This is a genomic window from Pantoea sp. X-Soil-TKNS-1279 (genome assembly GCF_059730565.1).
The window spans coordinates 4,207,956-4,224,558 of the sequence record NZ_AP035948.1 but is presented as its reverse complement, the minus strand read 5'-3'; the positions used below and the strand labels follow the sequence as shown (position 1 = coordinate 4,224,558).

The following is a 16,603-nucleotide window of genomic DNA, read 5'->3' as shown; positions in this document are numbered from 1 at the left end:
GGAGCCGGCAATGAAAGCACTCGCGAAATTAAAAGCAGAAGAAGGCATCTGGATGATCACCGATGCGCCGATCCCTGAACCCGGTCATAACGATCTGCTGATAAAAATCCGGAAAACCGCCATCTGCGGTACTGATATTCACATCTACAACTGGGACGACTGGTCGCGTAAAACCATCCCGGTACCGATGATCACTGGCCATGAATATGTCGGGGAAGTGGTGGCTATCGGCCAGGAAGTGAAAGGCTTCACGATCGGCGATCGCGTGTCGGGTGAAGGGCATATCACCTGTGGCCACTGTCGTAATTGTCGGGCCGGGCGTACCCACCTATGCCGCAACGCCATCGGCGTTGGGGTGAATCGCCAGGGGTGCTTCGCCGAATATCTGGTAATTCCCGCCTTTAACGCCTTCAAAATCCCTGACAATATCTCCGATGAACTGGCGGCGATTTTTGACCCATTCGGTAATGCCGTACATACCGCCTTGTCGTTTGATTTAGTGGGCGAGGATGTGTTGATTGCCGGTGCCGGGCCAATTGGCATCATGGCTGCTGCGGTGTGCAAACATGTCGGTGCACGCAATGTGGTGATCACGGACATCAACGAATATCGCCTCGATCTGGCACGCAAAATGGGTGTCACACGCGCTGTCAACGTTGCACAGGAGAATCTGCGTGACGTGATGGTATCCCTCGGTATGACCGAAGGCTTTGATGTTGGGCTGGAGATGTCCGGCGCGCCTCCGGCGTTTCGTAGCATGCTGGAAGTGATGAATCACGGTGGACGTATTGCGCTGCTTGGCATCCCGCCGGGTGAGATGGCGATCGACTGGAACCTGGTGATCTTCAAGGGGCTGTTTATTAAAGGCATTTACGGACGAGAGATGTTCGAAACCTGGTATAAAATGGCGGCGTTGATTCAATCCGGCCTCGATCTGACGCCAGTTATCACCCACCGTTTCCCTGTTAATGACTTCCAGCTAGGGTTTGACGAGATGCGTTCCGGTCACTCAGGCAAAGTGGTGCTGAGTTGGGACTAGGTGATTACCCGGCTTTCAGGCCGGGTCTTATTAAAAAAGCTGCTTAAGCGAATCGATGAGTGGGCTTTCAACAATACTTTCTTCCAATATATCAACAGCCCGACTCTGCGGCACTGGAGCCAATGGTTTGCTGACCTTACAGATGCCAGGCGCCCGGAAGTGCGGCTGTGGCTCAGGTTGTGTTTTGGTCGGTGGCATTGTGGTGCCCGGATGCAGTGGCTCATTCAGCAACTGGCTGGGTCTTACCAGGGTGATATCGGCAGGTAAGGTTGGCAGCATTTGTTGCAGGACCCGCACCGTATTGGGATGAGGGTGCCCGATCGCAATGGCATAGCCATCACGCTGCGCCAGTTTTACTGCGCGGGTGAATTGCTGGCGAATAGCGGCATCATCTTGGCTGTCATCAAGAAATACCCGACGTTTCAGCACCTTAACATGGGTACCCTGCGCTGCGGGAATTGACTGGCTATTGCCGATGGTCATGCTATCCAGAAAGTAAAAGTTATAGTGATTCAGTACCTGCATCACTTTCTGCATTCCCGGCAGACTTGAGGTCATCTTGCTGCCCATATGGTTGTTCAGGCCTACCGCGTAGGGCACTTTACCAACGGCATCACGAATAATGCGTTCAATTTCCGCACTGGACATCTCCGGGGTGAGCGTATCCTTCTCCAATGGCTGCTTGCTGAGAGGGGCCATTGGCAGATGGATAAGAACTTCATGCCCGCTTTGATGAGCTTTTGTCGCCATCTCGCGGGCATAGGTTGCATTGGGTAGTACGGCAACAGAAACTGCGGCAGGCATCTGCAACACTTTGTTCTCTTCGACTGGTCGATAGCCAAAGTCGTCAATGACGATGGAGAGTTTGCCTGCATGGGCGGAAAGTGACAAAAACAGGCCGCACAAGGCGGCAGAGAGTTTATGAGGTTGAAACAAAGCTTATCTTCCTAACCACGGCAGTGGGTTTACGGCCTGTCCCTGACGCCGGATTTCAAAATAGAGTGAGGGCGTACCGCGGCCGCCACTGGTACCTACCAGGGCAATAGGCTGTCCTGCCTTCACCTGGGCACCGACACTCACCAGCGCACTTTGATTGTAGCCGTAAAGGCTCATATCGCCTTTACCGTGTTCCAGCACCACAACCAGACCGTAGCCTTGCAGCCAGTCGGCCATTAATACGCGCCCATCGGCGATGGCTTTCACTTCGGTTCCTTCTGGCGCATCAATCACCAGACCTTTCCAGCGTAATTCACCCTGCATGGTTTCACCGAAACGGTGCTCCACACGTCCACGCACCGGCCAGACAGCCTGGCCGCCGGGACGGCCAAGCCCACCGGTACGCGCCATCAGCTCACGCTCGCTCTGCGTGGGTTGGTAGCTGGAACCTTTGGCTTTCGCCTGTGCCTGACGCTGACGGACTTTCTCCGCCTCGCGAGCCTCACGCTCGGCGCGTTCGCGTGCTTCACGTTCCGCTTTGGCAATTTTGTCTTGCAGGCGACTTTCGTTCTGGCGCATTTGCACCAGGTCAGCCTGGTCTTTTTGCAGCGAACTTTCCAGGGCCGTCAGGGTTTTCTTACGTGCCGCACTGGCGGATTCCAGTTTGCCCTGCTGCGTCTGCTGCTGTGCGAGGAGATTTTTTTGCTGCTGCTGTTTGTCCTGCAATGCCTGACGCTGTTCCGCTAACTGTTGCTGCGTCTGCTTCAGGTCATCAATATTCTTTTGGCGTGCCGCATTGAGGTAGCCGAAATACGCGAGGATACGTTCACTGCGTTGTGCTTCTTCACCGCCCAGCAATAGCTGTAGGCCGTTGTGTTGTCCCTGGCGGAAGGCGGCATCAAGTTGTTGTGCCAGCAATTTTTCCTGCTGCGCTTGCTGTTTTTCCAGCCGGGCGATGGAGGTGTTGAGTTGGGTTATGTCGTTGTCGAGCGCGCTCAGGCTGTTGCGGGTTTCGCGTAACTGGCGACTGGCCTGCGCAATCACTTTTTCCTGGCTTTCCAGCTGATTCAGCAGTTTGCTGCGCTGCTGTTTTTGTGCCTGAACACTTTTCTCTTTTTCGGCAATATTCTGCTGAATGGATTTCAACTGAGATTTGCTGTCATCGTCACTGTGCGCAAGGGGCGGCAATAACAGAGCGCCCGCACAGAGCAGGCTGAGGGAGAGTGCGGACCAGCGTGATGACAACGGATGCGCTGGGCCGTTGTGACAGGTCCTTGTTGGTAAAACAATCGCTTTTCCCTTCATAGTCGCTAATTATTCCACGATGAACAGCCGCTTACCAGTTTACCGGGCCGGGTTTTGCTTTTCCAAACATGTCGGCCATCAGCTTACAAGCATAAACTTTGTCTCAATTTTGCGATTAGAACACTTTTTTTGGAAAATGACGCACAAATCGTAACTCTGACCCCTTAGCGACTGTACATGCGAGGTGGCGCAGGTATACTCAGAACCCTTGTTTTAGCTTATTAGCCCGGTCTGGAGTCGTTACCCCTCATGCAAGAAATTATGCAGTTTGCAAGCAATCACCCCATCCTCAGTCTGGCATGGGTTGTGTTACTCGTTCTGGTGATTGTAACCACCGTTAAAGGTATGTTCTCTAAAGTAAAAACTATCAGCCGTGGCGAAGCGACGCGTCTGATTAACAAAGAGGACGCGGTGGTGGTAGATGTTCGTTCGCGCGACGACTACCGCAAAGGACACATTTCTGGGGCGCTGAATGTAGCGGCGGCAGACATCAAAAAAGGCAGCTTTGGCGAGCTGGAAAAGCATAAGTCTCAGCCCATAATTGTGGTATGTGCCACGGGCCAGAGCGCTGGCGAACCGGCAGCACAGCTGAGCGCAGCTGGCTTCACGCAGGTATCTGTCCTTAAAGACGGCGTGAGCGGCTGGAGCGGTGAAAACCTGCCGCTGGTACGCGGTAAATAATTCGCAGAGGTAACTGCATGGCTAATGTTGAGATTTACACCAAAGCGACCTGCCCCTATTGCCACCGGGCAAAGGCGTTGCTGAATCAGAAAGGTGTGACGTTTCAGGAGCTTCCTATCGATGGGGATGCGGTGAAACGTGAAGAGATGATTCAACGCAGCGGCAGAACGACGGTGCCACAGATCTTTATTGATGCGCAGCACATTGGTGGCTGCGATGATCTCTTTGCGCTGGATGGGCGCCAGGGACTTGATCCCTTATTACAGGCATAACTTACGGCCACACAATTCTAACTCACAGGATTTTGTAACATGTCAGAACATAGCACCAACGAAATGCAGTTCCAGATTCAACGTGTTTACACTAAAGACGTCTCTTTCGAAGCGCCAAACGCGCCTCAGGTGTTCCAGAAAGAGTGGGAACCGGAAGTGAAGCTGGATCTGGACACCGCGTCCTCTCAGCTGGCTGATGAAGTCTATGAAGTGGTGCTGCGTGTGACCGTGACCGCCAGCGTCGGCGAAGAAACTGCATTCCTGTGCGAAGTTCAGCAGGCGGGTATCTTCACCATCAGCGGTATCGAGGGCACTCAGATGGCGCATTGCCTTGGTGCATACTGCCCGAACATTCTGTTCCCGTATGCGCGTGAATGCATCACCAGCCTGGTTTCTCGCGGTACTTTCCCGCAACTCAACCTGGCGCCAGTCAACTTTGATGCGCTGTTCATGAATTATCTGCAACAGCAGCAGAGTGAAGGCGACGCACCACATCAGGATGCCTGATGACTACACGCAACGCTTCAATTAGCGTCCTCGGTGCCGGCTCGTACGGCACCGCACTCGCCATCACGCTGGCGCGCAATGGCCACCCGGTTTTGCTCTGGGGCCATAACCCTTCAAGTGTCGCGCAACTTCAGTCCGACCGTTGCAACACCGCTTTTCTGCCCGATGTACCTTTCCCCGACAATCTCGTTCCTGAAGCGGACTTAGCCCAAGTGGTTAACGCCAGCCGCGATCTGCTGGTGGTAGTGCCGAGCCATGTCTTCGGTGACGTTCTGATGCAACTTAAGCCACATTTACACGCAGACTCACGTATTGTCTGGGCGACGAAGGGGCTGGAGAAAGAAACCGGGCGTCTGTTGCAAGATGTGGCGCGTGAAATCCTGGGGGATGATATCCCGTTGGCGGTGATCTCTGGACCGACCTTCGCCAAAGAACTGGCGGCAGGTTTACCCACAGCCATCGCACTGGCCGCGACGGATGCGCAGTTTGCTGACGATTTGCAGCAAAAGTTGCATTGCGGGAAAAGCTTCCGGGTGTACAACAACCCCGATTTTATCGGTGTGCAACTGGGCGGTGCGGTCAAAAACGTCATTGCTATCGGCGCTGGCATCTCTGATGGTATCGGCTTTGGCGCGAATGCCCGCACGGCGTTGATTACTCGTGGCCTGGCGGAGATGAGCCGACTTGGCGCTGCTCTCGGGGCCGATCCGACCACATTTATGGGGATGGCGGGGCTTGGCGACCTGGTATTGACCTGTACCGATAATCAGTCACGCAATCGTCGTTTCGGCATGATGCTGGGACAGGGCGAGAACGTGGATGAGGCGCAACGCATTATCGGACAAGTTGTAGAAGGTTACAGAAATACCAAAGAAGTCAGAGCATTAGCTGCGCGTGTTGGGGTGGAGATGCCAATAACCGAGCAGATTTATCAGGTATTATATTGCGAAAAATCAGCGCGAGAGGCAGCATTGAGTTTACTTGGCCGTGCACGGAAGGACGAAAACAGCCAAAGCTGAAGCAGCATGCCCAGCCTTATCACCTGGAGCGCCCCTCAGGCGCTTTTTTTATCGGGAGTACACAGCAATGTCGTCTGAAGAGTTAGAACTGGTCTGGAACAACATCAAAGCGGAAGCCAGAGCGCTGGCTGATTGTGAACCCATGCTGGCCAGTTTTTTCCATGCGACGTTGCTCAAGCACGAAAACCTCGGTAGCGCGCTCAGCTACATGCTGGCGAACAAACTGGCTAACCCGATTATGCCTGCCATCGCGATTCGCGAAGTGGTGGAGGAAGCCTATCGCGAAGACCCGTCGATGATCGTGTCGGCTGCATACGACATCCAGGCGGTGCGCCAGCGTGACCCGGCGGTCGACAAATATTCCACACCGCTGCTGTACCTGAAAGGCTTCCACGCCCTTCAGGCTTATCGCATTGGCCATTGGTTGTGGAAGGAAGGTCGCCGTGCGCTGGCCGTCTATCTGCAAAATGAAATCTCGGTTTCTTTTGCTGTCGATATTCACCCGGCAGCGCGCATTGGTCATGGCATCATGCTCGACCACGCCACTGGCATCGTTATCGGTGAAACCGCAGTGGTGGAGAACGATGTCTCTATCCTGCAAAACGTCACGCTGGGTGGTACCGGCAAAACCAGCGGCGATCGCCATCCGAAGATTCGTGAAGGGGTGATGATTGGTGCGGGTTCTAAAATTCTTGGCAATATTGAAGTGGGACGCGGGGCCAAAATTGGTGCCGGTTCTGTGGTGCTCCAGTCGGTGCCGCCGCATACCACCGCCGCAGGCGTTCCGGCACGTATTGTCGGTAAGCCTGCCAGCGATAAGCCTTCGATGGATATGGACCAACACTTCAATGGCTCGCCGGGTTTTGAATACGGCGACGGCATCTAGCTCTTGATCAGTGCGCCAGCATAATCCAACTGGCGCCACGCTTCGTATACCACCACTGACACCGCGTTCGACAGATTCATGCTGCGACTTTCCGGCATCATCGGGATGCGAATCTTTTGCTCCGGTGGTAGCGCGTTAAGAATGTCGGCGGGTAAGCCACGGCTTTCCGGTCCAAACACCAGATAATCCCCCGTCTGATAGCGTACGGCGCTGTGCGCCGGGGTGCCTTTGGTCGTGAGCGCAAATAACCGCTGTGGAGCTTCAGCCGCAACGAATGCTGCGTAATCGGTATGATGTTTGATGGCGGTGAATTCGTGGTAATCCAGCCCGGCACGACGCAGACGCTTATCATCCCAGCCAAAACCCAGTGGGTGAATCAGGTGCAGCTGAAAACCGGTATTGGCGCAGAGACGGATGATATTGCCGGTGTTAGGCGGGATTTCAGGTTCAAATAAAACGATGTTTAGCATAAGGCCCCCGGGAACGAGGGCCGAAGCATAACAAATTATTGCCGGGCGGAGTACAACGGTAACCAGAGCGTCAGACGCAGACCACCAAGTGGGCTGTCATCGGCTTTCACCCAACCACGATGTTGTTGCACCGCGGTTTCGACGATTGCCAGACCGAGGCCGGTGCCACCAGATTCACGATCGCGTGCCTCATCAGTGCGGTAGAACGGGCGGAAAATTTGCTCACGATCTTCCGGGCTAACGCCTGGGCCATCATCATCTACATGAACGGTAATGCCCTCGATATCCACCGAGAAACTGACGCTGATGTGGGTGTGCGAATAACGCAGCGCATTGCGTACAATGTTTTCCAACGCACTTTCCAGCGCATGGGGGTTGCCATACAGAGGCCAGGGTCCCGGCGGATAGGGCACATCCATACGTTTACCCATCTGCTCCGCTTCGAATTTGGCATCTTCCAGCACATCATTCCACAGCTGATTGGCTTTCATCGCTTCGCTGACTAACGCGTTTTTATGCTGGGTGCGCGACAGCACCAGCAGGTCGTTAATCATCCCATCCAGACGCTGGGCTTCGGTTTCAATACGCTCCAGTTCTTTGCCTTCTCCGTGACGTCGGCGCAGAAGCGCGGTGGCTAATTGCAAACGCGTGAGCGGTGTACGTAACTCATGGCTGATGTCCGACAGCAGGCGTTGTTGGGCTGTCATCATGCGCTCAAGTGCGCTCACCATCTGGTTGAAGCTTGAACCTGCGGCAAGAAACTCCTGTGGTCCCGATTCCAGTTCCGGGTGTTGCCGCAAGTTTCCGCTCGCCACTTCATCCGCGGCATGCTTAAGCTTGCGCGCCGGGCGCGCCAGACTCCATGCCAGCCACAACAATAGCGGGGAGCTGATCAGCATGGTGACGATGAGCAGCAGCAACGGACGATCAAACAACAGATTGACGAAATCGAGTTGTGAACTGGTGGCGGGACGGATGAGATACAGCTGGTAGTTATCTTCGCCATCACGCACGGCAAAGGGACCGACCATCTCAACCCGTCCATACTTTTTCTTCTGCGGATGATCTGCATTGTCGGACTGACCAATAAAGTTGCGGATAACCTGCATTTCGTTGTGCTGGGCACCAATTACGCGCCCTTCACTGGTCACCAGCAGCAGCCGTTGGCCTGGCGGTGCCCATTTCTCAATTGCGCGGAATAACCGACGCCACCACATCAAATCATTCGGTGGGTCCTGCGACAGTTCTGCTTCAACATGCTGTTCAATCATGATGCCTTGCCGCTGCTCACTTTCCAGCAGCGAGGTCATCTGACGCGAGTCGAGTTTAGGTACCATTAATACCAGCATCAACACCAGCGCCAGGGTAAGCCAGAAGATGGCGAAGATGCGGGTGGTCAAACTTCCAATCATGATGCCGAAACCATCAGGTAGCCACGTCCGCGCAGGGTTTTAAACCACGGATGACCATCACGACGTTCCGGTAATTTACGACGTAGGTTAGAAATATGCATATCGATGGCACGATCAAACGGTGTCAGGCGCTTACCCAGCACTTCCTGGCTGAGATGTTCGCGTGAAACCACCTGGCCAAGATGCTGTGCCAGCAGATAAAGCAGGGTGAACTCAGTACCGGTGAGATCCAGTGTTTCATTATCGAAACTGGCCTCCTGGCGACCTGGATTCAGGCGCAAGCAATCCACTTCCAGCGTTGGCGAGCTGTTGTCGTGCTGCTGTTGCTGCTCACTCCAGTTGGAACGACGCAGAATGGCACGGATACGCGCGACTAATTCACGATCATTAAAAGGTTTTGGCAGATAGTCATCCGCGCCCAATTCAAGGCCAAGGACGCGATCCAGTTCACTCCCACGGGCGGTCAACATAATCACCGGAGTCTGGTGTTGCTGACGTAGTTCTTTCAGCGTATCGATGCCGTTCTTTTTCGGCATCATGACATCAAGCAGCAACAGGTCTACGGTGTTATCAAGAAGGTTGAGTGCCTGCTCGCCATCGCTGGCAACCATTACCTCAAAACCTTCCATTTCAAGCAGTTCTTTAAGCAGCGAAGTCAATTCGCGGTCATCATCAACCAACAGGATCTTATTCATTTTTTATTGCCCTCCGCAGGCAAAATACCGTGTTCCTATGTTGCCAATCCAACGCTTTACGTAGTTTTACACCCCCTGACGGATGTTTGCAGCTATCGCCGTACACTAGCCCTCGTTGAATCGCAAAACGGAACGAACTGGGGGTAACGATGCGCAACTTAACCGCCGTCGTCATTGCCTCAGCGATGGTTCTCAGTTACGTCAGCGCAGGAGCTGCGGAGACGACGATTGACGAGATGCATCAAAATGGCGGATTGACGACAGGCAGTATGACGCAAAATCCGCAAAGCCACATGTTTGATGGCATTGAATTGACTGAACAGCAACGGCAACAAATGCGAGACCTGATGCAACAAGCGCGCCTGGAGCGTCCCGCTGTCAGCTTTCAGGATATAGAAACCATGCATGACCTTGTCATTGCAGACAAATTTAACGAATCGGCCATCCGCTTGCAGGCAGAAAAAATTGCCCAAGCCCAGGTAGAGCAAAACATTGTGATGGCTCGGGTTCGTAACCAGATGTACCACCTGCTAACGCCTGCCCAGCAAGCGACAGTGCAGAAGAATTATGAGCGGCGTCTTAATGAAATGCGCCGGCTTTCAGAATTGCAGCCATCATCACCGCTGCAAGCAGTGAGTAGTACCAGCAGTAACCAGTAACATAGTATCCCTGTTTTCCTTGCCATAGACACCATCCCTGTCTTCCCCGCCATGATGGCGGGGTTTTTTTTATCTGTCGATTAAGCTCCCTAATAAACGGCCAATTCAGGCAGCGCTAAACCGCAAATGATAAACTTGTGCCATTCAGAGATGACGCGCGCGTCCGTGAGGCATTGGTATGGAAAAATCTTACGCAAAACTGGTGAAGCGTGCAGCACTGGCTGCTACGGTGATGGCAATATCGTTACTCGTGGTGAAAATTTTTGCCTGGTGGTACACCGGTTCGGTCAGCGTGCTGGCGGGCCTGGTGGACTCACTGGTAGATATCGCCGCGTCACTCACCAATTTGCTGGTGGTGCGTTATTCACTGCAACCTGCTGATGAGGACCACACTTTTGGTCACGGTAAAGCCGAATCACTGGCCGCGCTGGCGCAAAGCATGTTTATTTCGGGTTCGGCATTGTTCCTGTTTCTGACCGGTATCCAGCATCTGGCCTCACCAGAAACCCTGCATGCGCCGTTGGTGGGTATTGTGGTTACGTTAATTGCACTCGGTTCTACGTTGGTGCTGGTCACTTTTCAGCGCTGGGTGGTAAGACATACCCGTAGCCAGGCGATTCGCGCAGATATGTTGCATTACCAGTCTGATGTGATTATGAACGGTGCGATTCTGATGGCTCTGGGGTTAGCCAGCTATGGTTTTGCACGGGCTGATGCGTTGTTTGCGCTGGGGATTGGCGTATATATCCTTTATAACGCGTTGCGCATGGGCTATGAGGCGGTGCAGTCGTTACTGGATCGTGCTTTACCGGAAGAAGAACGTCAGGCGATCATCGGTGTGATTGCCAACTGGCCCGGCGTACGTGGCGCACATGATCTGCGCACCCGTCAGTCCGGTCCAACGCGTTTTATCCAGCTGCATCTGGAGATGGATGATCACCTGCCGCTGGTTCAGGCACATAAGGTCGCCGACCAGATTGAGCGGGCGATTCGCGACAAGTTTCCCGGTTCAGATGTGATAATCCACCAGGACCCTTGTTCGGTAGTGCCAGAAAATCAACAAGGCTTTTTCCAGTTTTAATACTTAATAATCATGCCGTTAAGTTATAAAAATGACGTAACGCTAACAACTTTGTAAAAAAATAGCGAAAACTTGTCTGACCTGAATCAATTCAGCATTCAGCCTTTGATATACTATCTCACAACTATAAGGCCGTGCGATCGCGAGCTGGTTACCGCAGAGGCACTGGCGAGAATAATCCCTAGCTTTGAACAATCCAGAGGTTGTCATGATCAAAAAAATCGGAGTACTGACCAGCGGCGGCGACGCCCCAGGCATGAACGCAGCCATTCGCGGAGTCGTACGTTCCGCGCTGAGTGAAGGACTTGAAGTTTTTGGTATCTACGACGGCTATCTGGGACTCTATGAAGACCGGATGATCAACCTTGATCGCTACAGTGTCTCCGACATGATCAACCGTGGTGGTACCTTCCTCGGCTCTGCGCGCTTCCCGGAATTTCGTAACGAAGAAGTCCGTCAGGTTGCCATCGAAAATATGAAAAAGCGCGGGATTGATGCGTTGGTGGTGATTGGCGGTGACGGTTCTTACATGGGTGCTAAGCGCCTGACAGAAATGGGTTTCCCGTGCATTGGCTTGCCGGGCACCATTGATAACGATGTGGCCGGTACTGACTACACCATCGGTTATTTCACCGCGTTGGAAACCGTCGTTGAAGCGATTGACCGTCTGCGCGATACCTCTTCTTCACATCAACGCATTTCGATCGTAGAAGTGATGGGCCGCTACTGTGGTGACCTGACGCTGGCGGCGGCGATTGCTGGCGGTTGTGAGTTCATCGTGCTGCCAGAAATTCCGTATACCCGTGAAGAACTGGTTGCCGAAATCAAAGCCGGTATCGCCAAAGGTAAAAAACATGCCATCGTGGCGATCACTGAACATATCTGTGATATCGACGATTTGGCGCATTACATTGAAGCGGAAACCAAACGCGAAACGCGTGCGACCGTACTGGGCCACATTCAGCGTGGCGGCGCGCCTTGCGCTTATGACCGCATCCTGGCGTCGCGTATGGGTGCTTACTCTATCGAGCTGCTGTTGCAGGGCTACGGTGGCCGCTGTGTCGGCATCCAGAACGAGAAGATGGTGCATCATGACATCATTGACGCGATTGAAAACATGAAGCGTCCGTTCAAACGTGACTGGCTGGATACCGCGAAAAAACTCTACTAATCAAAAAAATCAGGCGCGTTATTGAACGCGCCTTTTTTATCTCTGCTTATATTCCCCTCGGTTATAACAGCTTATTTTTAATTCTTTAATCCGTGGATTAGTTTGTGTCAGTCTTGTTCTATAACGACTTCGGAGAGCAAGCAATGAACAAGTGGAGTATTGGTGTCACCCTGTTACTGGCTTCTACCAGTGTTCTGGCAAAGGATATTCAGCTGTTAAACGTGTCTTACGATCCGACGCGTGAACTGTATGAGCAGTACAACAAAGCGTTTAGCGCACATTACAAACAGGAAACCGGCGACAACGTGGTGATCCGCCAGTCACATGGAGGGTCTGGCAAACAAGCCACCTCGGTCATTAACGGAATCCGTGCCGACGTGGTGACGCTGGCGTTGCAGTCCGACGTTGATGCCATTGCCGAGCGAGGCCGTATTGATAAGAACTGGATCAAACGCCTGCCAGATAACTCTGCACCTTACACCTCTACCATTGTCTTCCTGGTGCGCAAAGGGAACCCGAAAGGGATCCACGACTGGGGCGATTTAATCAAACCGGGTGTCTCGGTGATTACACCAAACCCGAAAACCTCCGGCGGCGCGCGCTGGAACTATCTCGCGGCCTGGGGCTGGGCATTAGATCAAAACAACGGCGATCAGGCTAAAGCTCAGGCGTATGTCAAAGCGCTGTTCAAGAACGTTGAAGTGCAGGATTCCGGTGCGCGAGGCGCGACCAACACCTTTGTAGAACGTGGCATTGGTGACGTGCTGATCGCCTGGGAAAACGAAGCTTATCTGGCGGTTAACAAGCTGGGTAAAGATAAGTTTGAAATCATCACCCCGAGCGAATCGATCCTCGCAGAACCCACGGTGTCGGTGGTGGATAAAGTGGTAGACGAGCAGGGCACACGCAAAGTCGCGGAAGAGTACCTGAAATATCTCTACTCGCCGGAAGGACAGACCATCGCTGCGGAAAACTTCTACCGTCCACGCGATGAAGCGGTGGCGAAGAAATTTGCCAGCACCTTCGCGCCGGTAAAACTGTTTACTATCGACAGCAAATTCGGTGGCTGGGATAAAGCACAGAAAACCCACTTCTCCGATGGCGGAACTTACGATCAGATTATGAAACCGTAATCGTTTTGCCATCGTCTTATCACGGTCAGCGCAAGCTGGCCGTTTTGCTTTTCTGGCGTGGTGAAAGTCCGTGACATTCGTCACGCGACAGGCGAGGATGCAGGCAGATGATGAACAGAGGATCGAGCCATGCAGGGAAGCCGCCGTGCCCTGAGTCTGATTATCTTACTGCTTGCCGTTGTGGTTGCCGGTTTATTGCTGGCCGCCGGACACTTCCAGAAAAATTCTAATGCCTTGTGGCAAATCATCAGCGAGAAGTGCCTGCCAGGCATGACGCAAAAAGGCGACCCCGCACCCTGTCAGCGGGTGGATGTGGCAAAAGGTTACGTTACGCTGAAAGATCTCAATGGCCCTTTGCAATATCTGCTGATGCCAATCGAAAAAATCACCGGAATGGAAAGCCCACTGTTGTTGAACCCGAACACGCCAAATCTGTTTGCGGATGCCTGGCATGAGCGGGTATTGCTGGCACAGCGCCGTGGTAAACCTATTGAGGATAGCGCGCTATCGCTGGCGATTAATTCGCAATATGGACGCACGCAAAATCAGCTACATATTCATATTTCTTGCTTGCGACCAGATGTGCGTCAGCGGCTGGATTTGCTGGCTCCACAGCTTAACGAGCAATGGCAAAGTGAAGTGCTGCAAAACCACCGTTATCAGATCCGTACCCTGACAGCTACGCAACTGGCACAGCAGAGTGTTTTTATTCGTCTGGCAACGGAAGTCCCTGACGCCCGTTCGGAGATGGGTAAATACGGCATGGCGCTGGCTGCGTTACCGGATGGTCGTCTGGCGTTGATGGCAATTGAACGTAACTGGACTCGATTAAATAGCGGCTCGGCAGAGGAATTGCAGGATCATCGCTGCCAGATTCTGCAATAAAAAAGGCGGCTCATCAGCCGCCTCGTCAGATATCAGAATACTCAGGCGTTTTTCGCTGCCGCTGCGGCTTTGACGATCACGGCAAAGGCGTCAGCTTTCAGCGATGCACCACCAACCAGCGCACCATCGATGTCCGGCTGAGTAAACAGCTCTGCGGCATTTTTATCGTTTACAGAACCGCCGTACTGAATGATAACCTGAGCAGCAACTGCGGCATCTTTCTTCGCAATATGGTCACGAATAAATTTGTGTACCGCCTGCGCCTGCGCCGGAGTGGCTGACTTGCCGGTACCAATCGCCCATACTGGTTCGTAGGCAATCACGGCACCCTGGAAGGCTTCCGCACCCTGAGTTTCCAGCACTGCATCGATCTGACGTGCGCAGACTTCTTCTGTTTTGCCTGCTTCATTCTCTGCGTCAGTTTCACCAATGCACAGCACCGGTACCAGACCTGCGGCTTTCAGCACAGCGAATTTCTTCGCGATAAATTCATCGCTTTCTTTGTGATAAGTACGACGCTCAGAGTGGCCGATGATGATGTATTTAGCACCGATATCCTTCAGCATGTCAGCTGAAGTTTCGCCGGTGAAAGCACCAGACAGGTTGACGTCCACGTTCTGAGCACCCAGCGCAATGTGGCTACCGGAAATGGCATGTTTCGCCTGGCCAAGGTAAAGTGCCGGTGGTGCAATTGCCACGCCGCAACCCTCAACACCTGACAGCTCTTTACGCAAACCTGCGATCAGCTCTTCCGTCATGTGCTTGCTGCCGTTCAGTTTCCAGTTACCCATAACCAGTGGATGTCGCATTCTTTCCTCCGCATAACGCGATTCATGAAATAGCGCTGCTCAGTGGCAGCGATGTCTGCCAGACAGTATAGAGATCAAATATGCTGCTGGCTTTGCTTTTCGTCATTTTTGCCGGGGTGATCAGGGGGTGGCGAGTGCCAGTTTTATCGGCTCGACGGCGAAGGTCAAACCCTTGTCGCCATTGTCGGCAACGACAAAACGCAACGCACCTTCATTACGGGCAAAATAGCGTGAACCTTTGCCTGCACTGAGCAGCGAATCGAGTTTTTTGCGTCCATCTTCCGCTGATAAGCCGGGAGAGAAAAAGCGTAGCAGGGCAGTCATGTAGGCCATCGCCTTTTCCTGGGCATTCTTCTCGTCGGGACCGGGTAGCGGGAGCCAGGTAATTTGCAGGGTTTTGATCTTCCCGGTGCCTTGCTCCAGGGCCGTGGAGGCGTACAGCGTTTCGTTGATTTTGCTGGCAGCACGCGTCAGACTGCTTTTGTCATCGCGACTGTCGATAGCGCGATACTCCAGCAACTGCAAGTCAGGATTGGCGGCATTGTACTTTTCACGAAACTGCGCAATGGTCATATCAAAGGTGGGCGCACCAGGGAGCAAATAGGGGGCAGCAGGCAGATGATCGCTGCGATCCTGTGGTGGTGTGTCGTCTGCCCAGACGGGAAATGTCAGTGCGAGGCTGAGCAGCAACGCGCCTGGCAAATTCTTCATTGCTTCGGTCCTAACCCAATAACGTAGGCCACGATTAGAACGGTTTTTACCGGCGAAAGTCAAAACCCACGCCGGTAAAAAACTGTCATTATTCGTGGTGAATCTTACCAGTAGTGTTCGCTGCTCATATGCCCGGGTTTACGTTTGAAATGTTTACGCATATCGCGGCTGTCTTTCAGCAATTGTTGGGTGTCGCGTACCATTTGCGGATTGCCGCACAACATGATGTGACTGCTCTCGGCATCCATCGATAACCCGACCGACCGCTCCAGTTCCCCACTTTCGATCAGCTGAGGGACCCGTCCGTGCAGCGAACCTGCAATCTGTTCACGGCTGACCACCGTCTCAATGCGTAATTTGCCCTGATAACGTTGCTGCAATTGCTGCATCAGGGGCAGAAAACTGAGATCGGCGGCAAGGCGAGCCGCATGCACCAGCACGATATTCTCAAAACGTTCCAGTCCGTCCCCTTGTTGCAGAATCGACAGATAGGGACCAATCGCGGTGCCGGTTGCCAGCATCCACAGCGTCTGACAATCGGGGATCTCATCCAGCACAAAAAAACCGGAGGCTTCTTTGGTCACCATCAGCTGATCACCGGGACGCAGTGCCTGGAGCCTTGGGCTGAGTTTGCCTTCTGGTACCGTCACCAGATAGAACTCCAGCAGCGGGTCCTGCGGTGCATTGACGTAAGAATAGGCACGCTGCACGCGTTCACCGTCGATTTCCAGCGCCAGTTTGGCAAATTGCCCGGCAATAAAAGGATCGATCGGCGCCCGCACGCGCAGGCTGAACAGGGCATCGGTCCAGTTTTTCACCTCTTGTACTTCAGCATTGACCCACTCTGCCATGCTCACTCCTTATTGTTGATTTTTCAGGCATGTCACTATCTTCGTCAGCAGCCGGGAAGATTTCCAGTCTTTACGGGGGTA

At 53.3% G+C, this 16,603-nt stretch carries 19 protein-coding genes; 11 read left to right on the top strand and 8 right to left on the bottom strand.

The annotated features are described in order from the left end of the window. The first annotated feature begins 10 nt into the window (after nucleotides 1-10). Nucleotides 11-1,039, top strand: a complete 1,029-nt coding sequence (gene tdh / locus AC6I8N_RS19800; RefSeq protein ID WP_497829743.1) for an L-threonine 3-dehydrogenase — start codon at nucleotides 11-13, stop codon at nucleotides 1,037-1,039. Nucleotides 1,040-1,069: 30 nt separating this feature from the next. Here tdh and AC6I8N_RS19795 read toward each other — a convergent pair whose 3' ends face one another. Together AC6I8N_RS19795 and envC are read right to left on the bottom strand one after the other, a co-directional pair. Then, nucleotides 1,070-1,975, bottom strand: coding sequence for a divergent polysaccharide deacetylase family protein (locus tag AC6I8N_RS19795; RefSeq protein WP_497829742.1), 906 nt, complete (start codon nucleotides 1,973-1,975; stop codon nucleotides 1,070-1,072). A 3-nt stretch (nucleotides 1,976-1,978) separates the two neighbouring features. After that, nucleotides 1,979-3,280 (bottom strand): murein hydrolase activator EnvC, encoded by a 1,302-nt coding sequence (gene envC / locus AC6I8N_RS19790; protein WP_208724414.1) that lies wholly within the window; start codon nucleotides 3,278-3,280, stop codon nucleotides 1,979-1,981. 249 nt (nucleotides 3,281-3,529) lie between these two features. Between envC and AC6I8N_RS19785 the strand changes: the two genes are divergently transcribed. From AC6I8N_RS19785 to cysE, 5 genes are all read left to right on the top strand, one after another. After that, nucleotides 3,530-3,961: a rhodanese-like domain-containing protein gene (locus AC6I8N_RS19785; protein ID WP_013511012.1), complete on the top strand. Its 432-nt coding sequence runs from the start codon at nucleotides 3,530-3,532 to the stop codon at nucleotides 3,959-3,961. 17 nt (nucleotides 3,962-3,978) lie between these two features. After that, complete coding sequence (gene grxC, locus AC6I8N_RS19780; RefSeq protein ID WP_013511011.1) at nucleotides 3,979-4,233, top strand: glutaredoxin 3; 255 nt, start codon at nucleotides 3,979-3,981, stop codon at nucleotides 4,231-4,233. A gap of 39 nt (nucleotides 4,234-4,272) precedes the next feature. Beyond that, nucleotides 4,273-4,740 (top strand): protein-export chaperone SecB, encoded by a 468-nt coding sequence (gene secB, locus AC6I8N_RS19775; RefSeq protein ID WP_021186120.1) that lies wholly within the window; start codon nucleotides 4,273-4,275, stop codon nucleotides 4,738-4,740. Further along, the gene (gene gpsA, locus AC6I8N_RS19770) at nucleotides 4,740-5,759 is read left to right on the top strand and encodes an NAD(P)H-dependent glycerol-3-phosphate dehydrogenase (protein WP_036627773.1); all 1,020 of its coding nucleotides are present in this window, start codon (nucleotides 4,740-4,742) and stop codon (nucleotides 5,757-5,759) included. The genes secB and gpsA overlap by 1 nt, the downstream gene beginning before the upstream one ends. Before the next feature lie 67 nt (nucleotides 5,760-5,826). Further along, nucleotides 5,827-6,645, top strand: a complete 819-nt coding sequence (gene cysE / locus AC6I8N_RS19765) for a serine O-acetyltransferase (RefSeq protein WP_013511008.1) — start codon at nucleotides 5,827-5,829, stop codon at nucleotides 6,643-6,645. Here the strand turns inward: cysE and trmL are convergent. Genes trmL through cpxR form a run of 3 tightly spaced genes read right to left on the bottom strand, consistent with a single transcriptional unit; the run spans nucleotide 6,642 to nucleotide 9,222 of the window. Continuing rightward, nucleotides 6,642-7,115 carry a tRNA (uridine(34)/cytosine(34)/5-carboxymethylaminomethyluridine(34)-2'-O)-methyltransferase TrmL gene (gene trmL, locus AC6I8N_RS19760; RefSeq protein WP_497829741.1) on the bottom strand — a complete coding sequence of 158 codons (474 nt, stop codon included), beginning with the start codon at nucleotides 7,113-7,115 and terminating at the stop codon, nucleotides 6,642-6,644. The two genes, cysE and trmL, sit on opposite strands and share 4 nt — an antisense overlap. 35 nt (nucleotides 7,116-7,150) lie before the next feature. Beyond that, on the bottom strand, nucleotides 7,151-8,527 hold the full coding sequence (cpxA, locus tag AC6I8N_RS19755; RefSeq protein ID WP_021186123.1) for an envelope stress sensor histidine kinase CpxA: 1,377 nt from the start codon (nucleotides 8,525-8,527) through the stop codon (nucleotides 7,151-7,153). Beyond that, the gene (gene cpxR, locus AC6I8N_RS19750) at nucleotides 8,524-9,222 is read right to left on the bottom strand and encodes an envelope stress response regulator transcription factor CpxR (protein WP_013511005.1); all 699 of its coding nucleotides are present in this window, start codon (nucleotides 9,220-9,222) and stop codon (nucleotides 8,524-8,526) included. Before cpxR ends, cpxA begins: the two co-directional genes overlap by 4 nt. Before the next feature lie 149 nt (nucleotides 9,223-9,371). Here cpxR and cpxP point away from each other — a divergent pair, with 149 nt between their 5' ends. From cpxP to AC6I8N_RS19725, 5 genes are all read left to right on the top strand, one after another. Further along, nucleotides 9,372-9,881, top strand: coding sequence for a cell-envelope stress modulator CpxP (cpxP, locus tag AC6I8N_RS19745; RefSeq protein ID WP_497829740.1), 510 nt, complete (start codon nucleotides 9,372-9,374; stop codon nucleotides 9,879-9,881). Nucleotides 9,882-10,059: 178 nt separating this feature from the next. After that, nucleotides 10,060-10,962 (top strand): CDF family cation-efflux transporter FieF, encoded by a 903-nt coding sequence (gene fieF / locus AC6I8N_RS19740; protein ID WP_497829739.1) that lies wholly within the window; start codon nucleotides 10,060-10,062, stop codon nucleotides 10,960-10,962. A gap of 208 nt (nucleotides 10,963-11,170) precedes the next feature. Then, complete coding sequence (gene pfkA / locus AC6I8N_RS19735; protein ID WP_084877898.1) at nucleotides 11,171-12,133, top strand: 6-phosphofructokinase; 963 nt, start codon at nucleotides 11,171-11,173, stop codon at nucleotides 12,131-12,133. 143 nt (nucleotides 12,134-12,276) lie between these two features. Further along, complete coding sequence (locus AC6I8N_RS19730) at nucleotides 12,277-13,266, top strand: sulfate ABC transporter substrate-binding protein (RefSeq protein ID WP_208724409.1); 990 nt, start codon at nucleotides 12,277-12,279, stop codon at nucleotides 13,264-13,266. Between the two features lie 129 nt (nucleotides 13,267-13,395). Next, nucleotides 13,396-14,151, top strand: coding sequence for a CDP-diacylglycerol diphosphatase (locus tag AC6I8N_RS19725; protein WP_497829738.1), 756 nt, complete (start codon nucleotides 13,396-13,398; stop codon nucleotides 14,149-14,151). A 41-nt stretch (nucleotides 14,152-14,192) separates the two neighbouring features. Here AC6I8N_RS19725 and tpiA read toward each other — a convergent pair whose 3' ends face one another. The 3 genes from tpiA to fpr all read right to left on the bottom strand — a co-directional run bounded on the left by tpiA (nucleotide 14,193) and on the right by fpr (nucleotide 16,522). Next, nucleotides 14,193-14,960, bottom strand: coding sequence for a triose-phosphate isomerase (tpiA, locus tag AC6I8N_RS19720; RefSeq protein WP_013510999.1), 768 nt, complete (start codon nucleotides 14,958-14,960; stop codon nucleotides 14,193-14,195). A 120-nt stretch (nucleotides 14,961-15,080) separates the two neighbouring features. After that, complete coding sequence (locus tag AC6I8N_RS19715; protein ID WP_497829737.1) at nucleotides 15,081-15,671, bottom strand: YiiQ family protein; 591 nt, start codon at nucleotides 15,669-15,671, stop codon at nucleotides 15,081-15,083. A gap of 104 nt (nucleotides 15,672-15,775) precedes the next feature. Beyond that, a complete protein-coding gene (gene fpr, locus AC6I8N_RS19710; protein WP_497829736.1) occupies nucleotides 15,776-16,522 on the bottom strand; it encodes a ferredoxin--NADP(+) reductase in 747 nt (248 codons plus the stop codon). Nucleotides 16,523-16,603: the final 81 nt, after the last annotated feature.

Coding starts and splice junctions, on each gene's coding strand:
- cpxP (WP_497829740.1), top strand. CDS start 9,372: ATGCGCAACTTAACCGCCGTCGTCATTGCCTCAGCGATGGTTCTCAGT.
- trmL (WP_497829741.1), bottom strand. CDS start 7,115: ATGCTAAACATCGTTTTATTTGAACCTGAAATCCCGCCTAACACCGGC.
- AC6I8N_RS19725 (WP_497829738.1), top strand. CDS start 13,396: ATGCAGGGAAGCCGCCGTGCCCTGAGTCTGATTATCTTACTGCTTGCC.
- cpxR (WP_013511005.1), bottom strand. CDS start 9,222: ATGAATAAGATCCTGTTGGTTGATGATGACCGCGAATTGACTTCGCTG.
- AC6I8N_RS19785 (WP_013511012.1), top strand. CDS start 3,530: ATGCAAGAAATTATGCAGTTTGCAAGCAATCACCCCATCCTCAGTCTG.
- grxC (WP_013511011.1), top strand. CDS start 3,979: ATGGCTAATGTTGAGATTTACACCAAAGCGACCTGCCCCTATTGCCAC.
- fpr (WP_497829736.1), bottom strand. CDS start 16,522: ATGGCAGAGTGGGTCAATGCTGAAGTACAAGAGGTGAAAAACTGGACC.
- secB (WP_021186120.1), top strand. CDS start 4,273: ATGTCAGAACATAGCACCAACGAAATGCAGTTCCAGATTCAACGTGTT.
- AC6I8N_RS19730 (WP_208724409.1), top strand. CDS start 12,277: ATGAACAAGTGGAGTATTGGTGTCACCCTGTTACTGGCTTCTACCAGT.
- fieF (WP_497829739.1), top strand. CDS start 10,060: ATGGAAAAATCTTACGCAAAACTGGTGAAGCGTGCAGCACTGGCTGCT.
- cpxA (WP_021186123.1), bottom strand. CDS start 8,527: ATGATTGGAAGTTTGACCACCCGCATCTTCGCCATCTTCTGGCTTACC.
- tdh (WP_497829743.1), top strand. CDS start 11: ATGAAAGCACTCGCGAAATTAAAAGCAGAAGAAGGCATCTGGATGATC.
- envC (WP_208724414.1), bottom strand. CDS start 3,280: ATGAAGGGAAAAGCGATTGTTTTACCAACAAGGACCTGTCACAACGGC.
- pfkA (WP_084877898.1), top strand. CDS start 11,171: ATGATCAAAAAAATCGGAGTACTGACCAGCGGCGGCGACGCCCCAGGC.
- AC6I8N_RS19715 (WP_497829737.1), bottom strand. CDS start 15,671: ATGAAGAATTTGCCAGGCGCGTTGCTGCTCAGCCTCGCACTGACATTT.
- tpiA (WP_013510999.1), bottom strand. CDS start 14,960: ATGCGACATCCACTGGTTATGGGTAACTGGAAACTGAACGGCAGCAAG.
- gpsA (WP_036627773.1), top strand. CDS start 4,740: ATGACTACACGCAACGCTTCAATTAGCGTCCTCGGTGCCGGCTCGTAC.
- cysE (WP_013511008.1), top strand. CDS start 5,827: ATGTCGTCTGAAGAGTTAGAACTGGTCTGGAACAACATCAAAGCGGAA.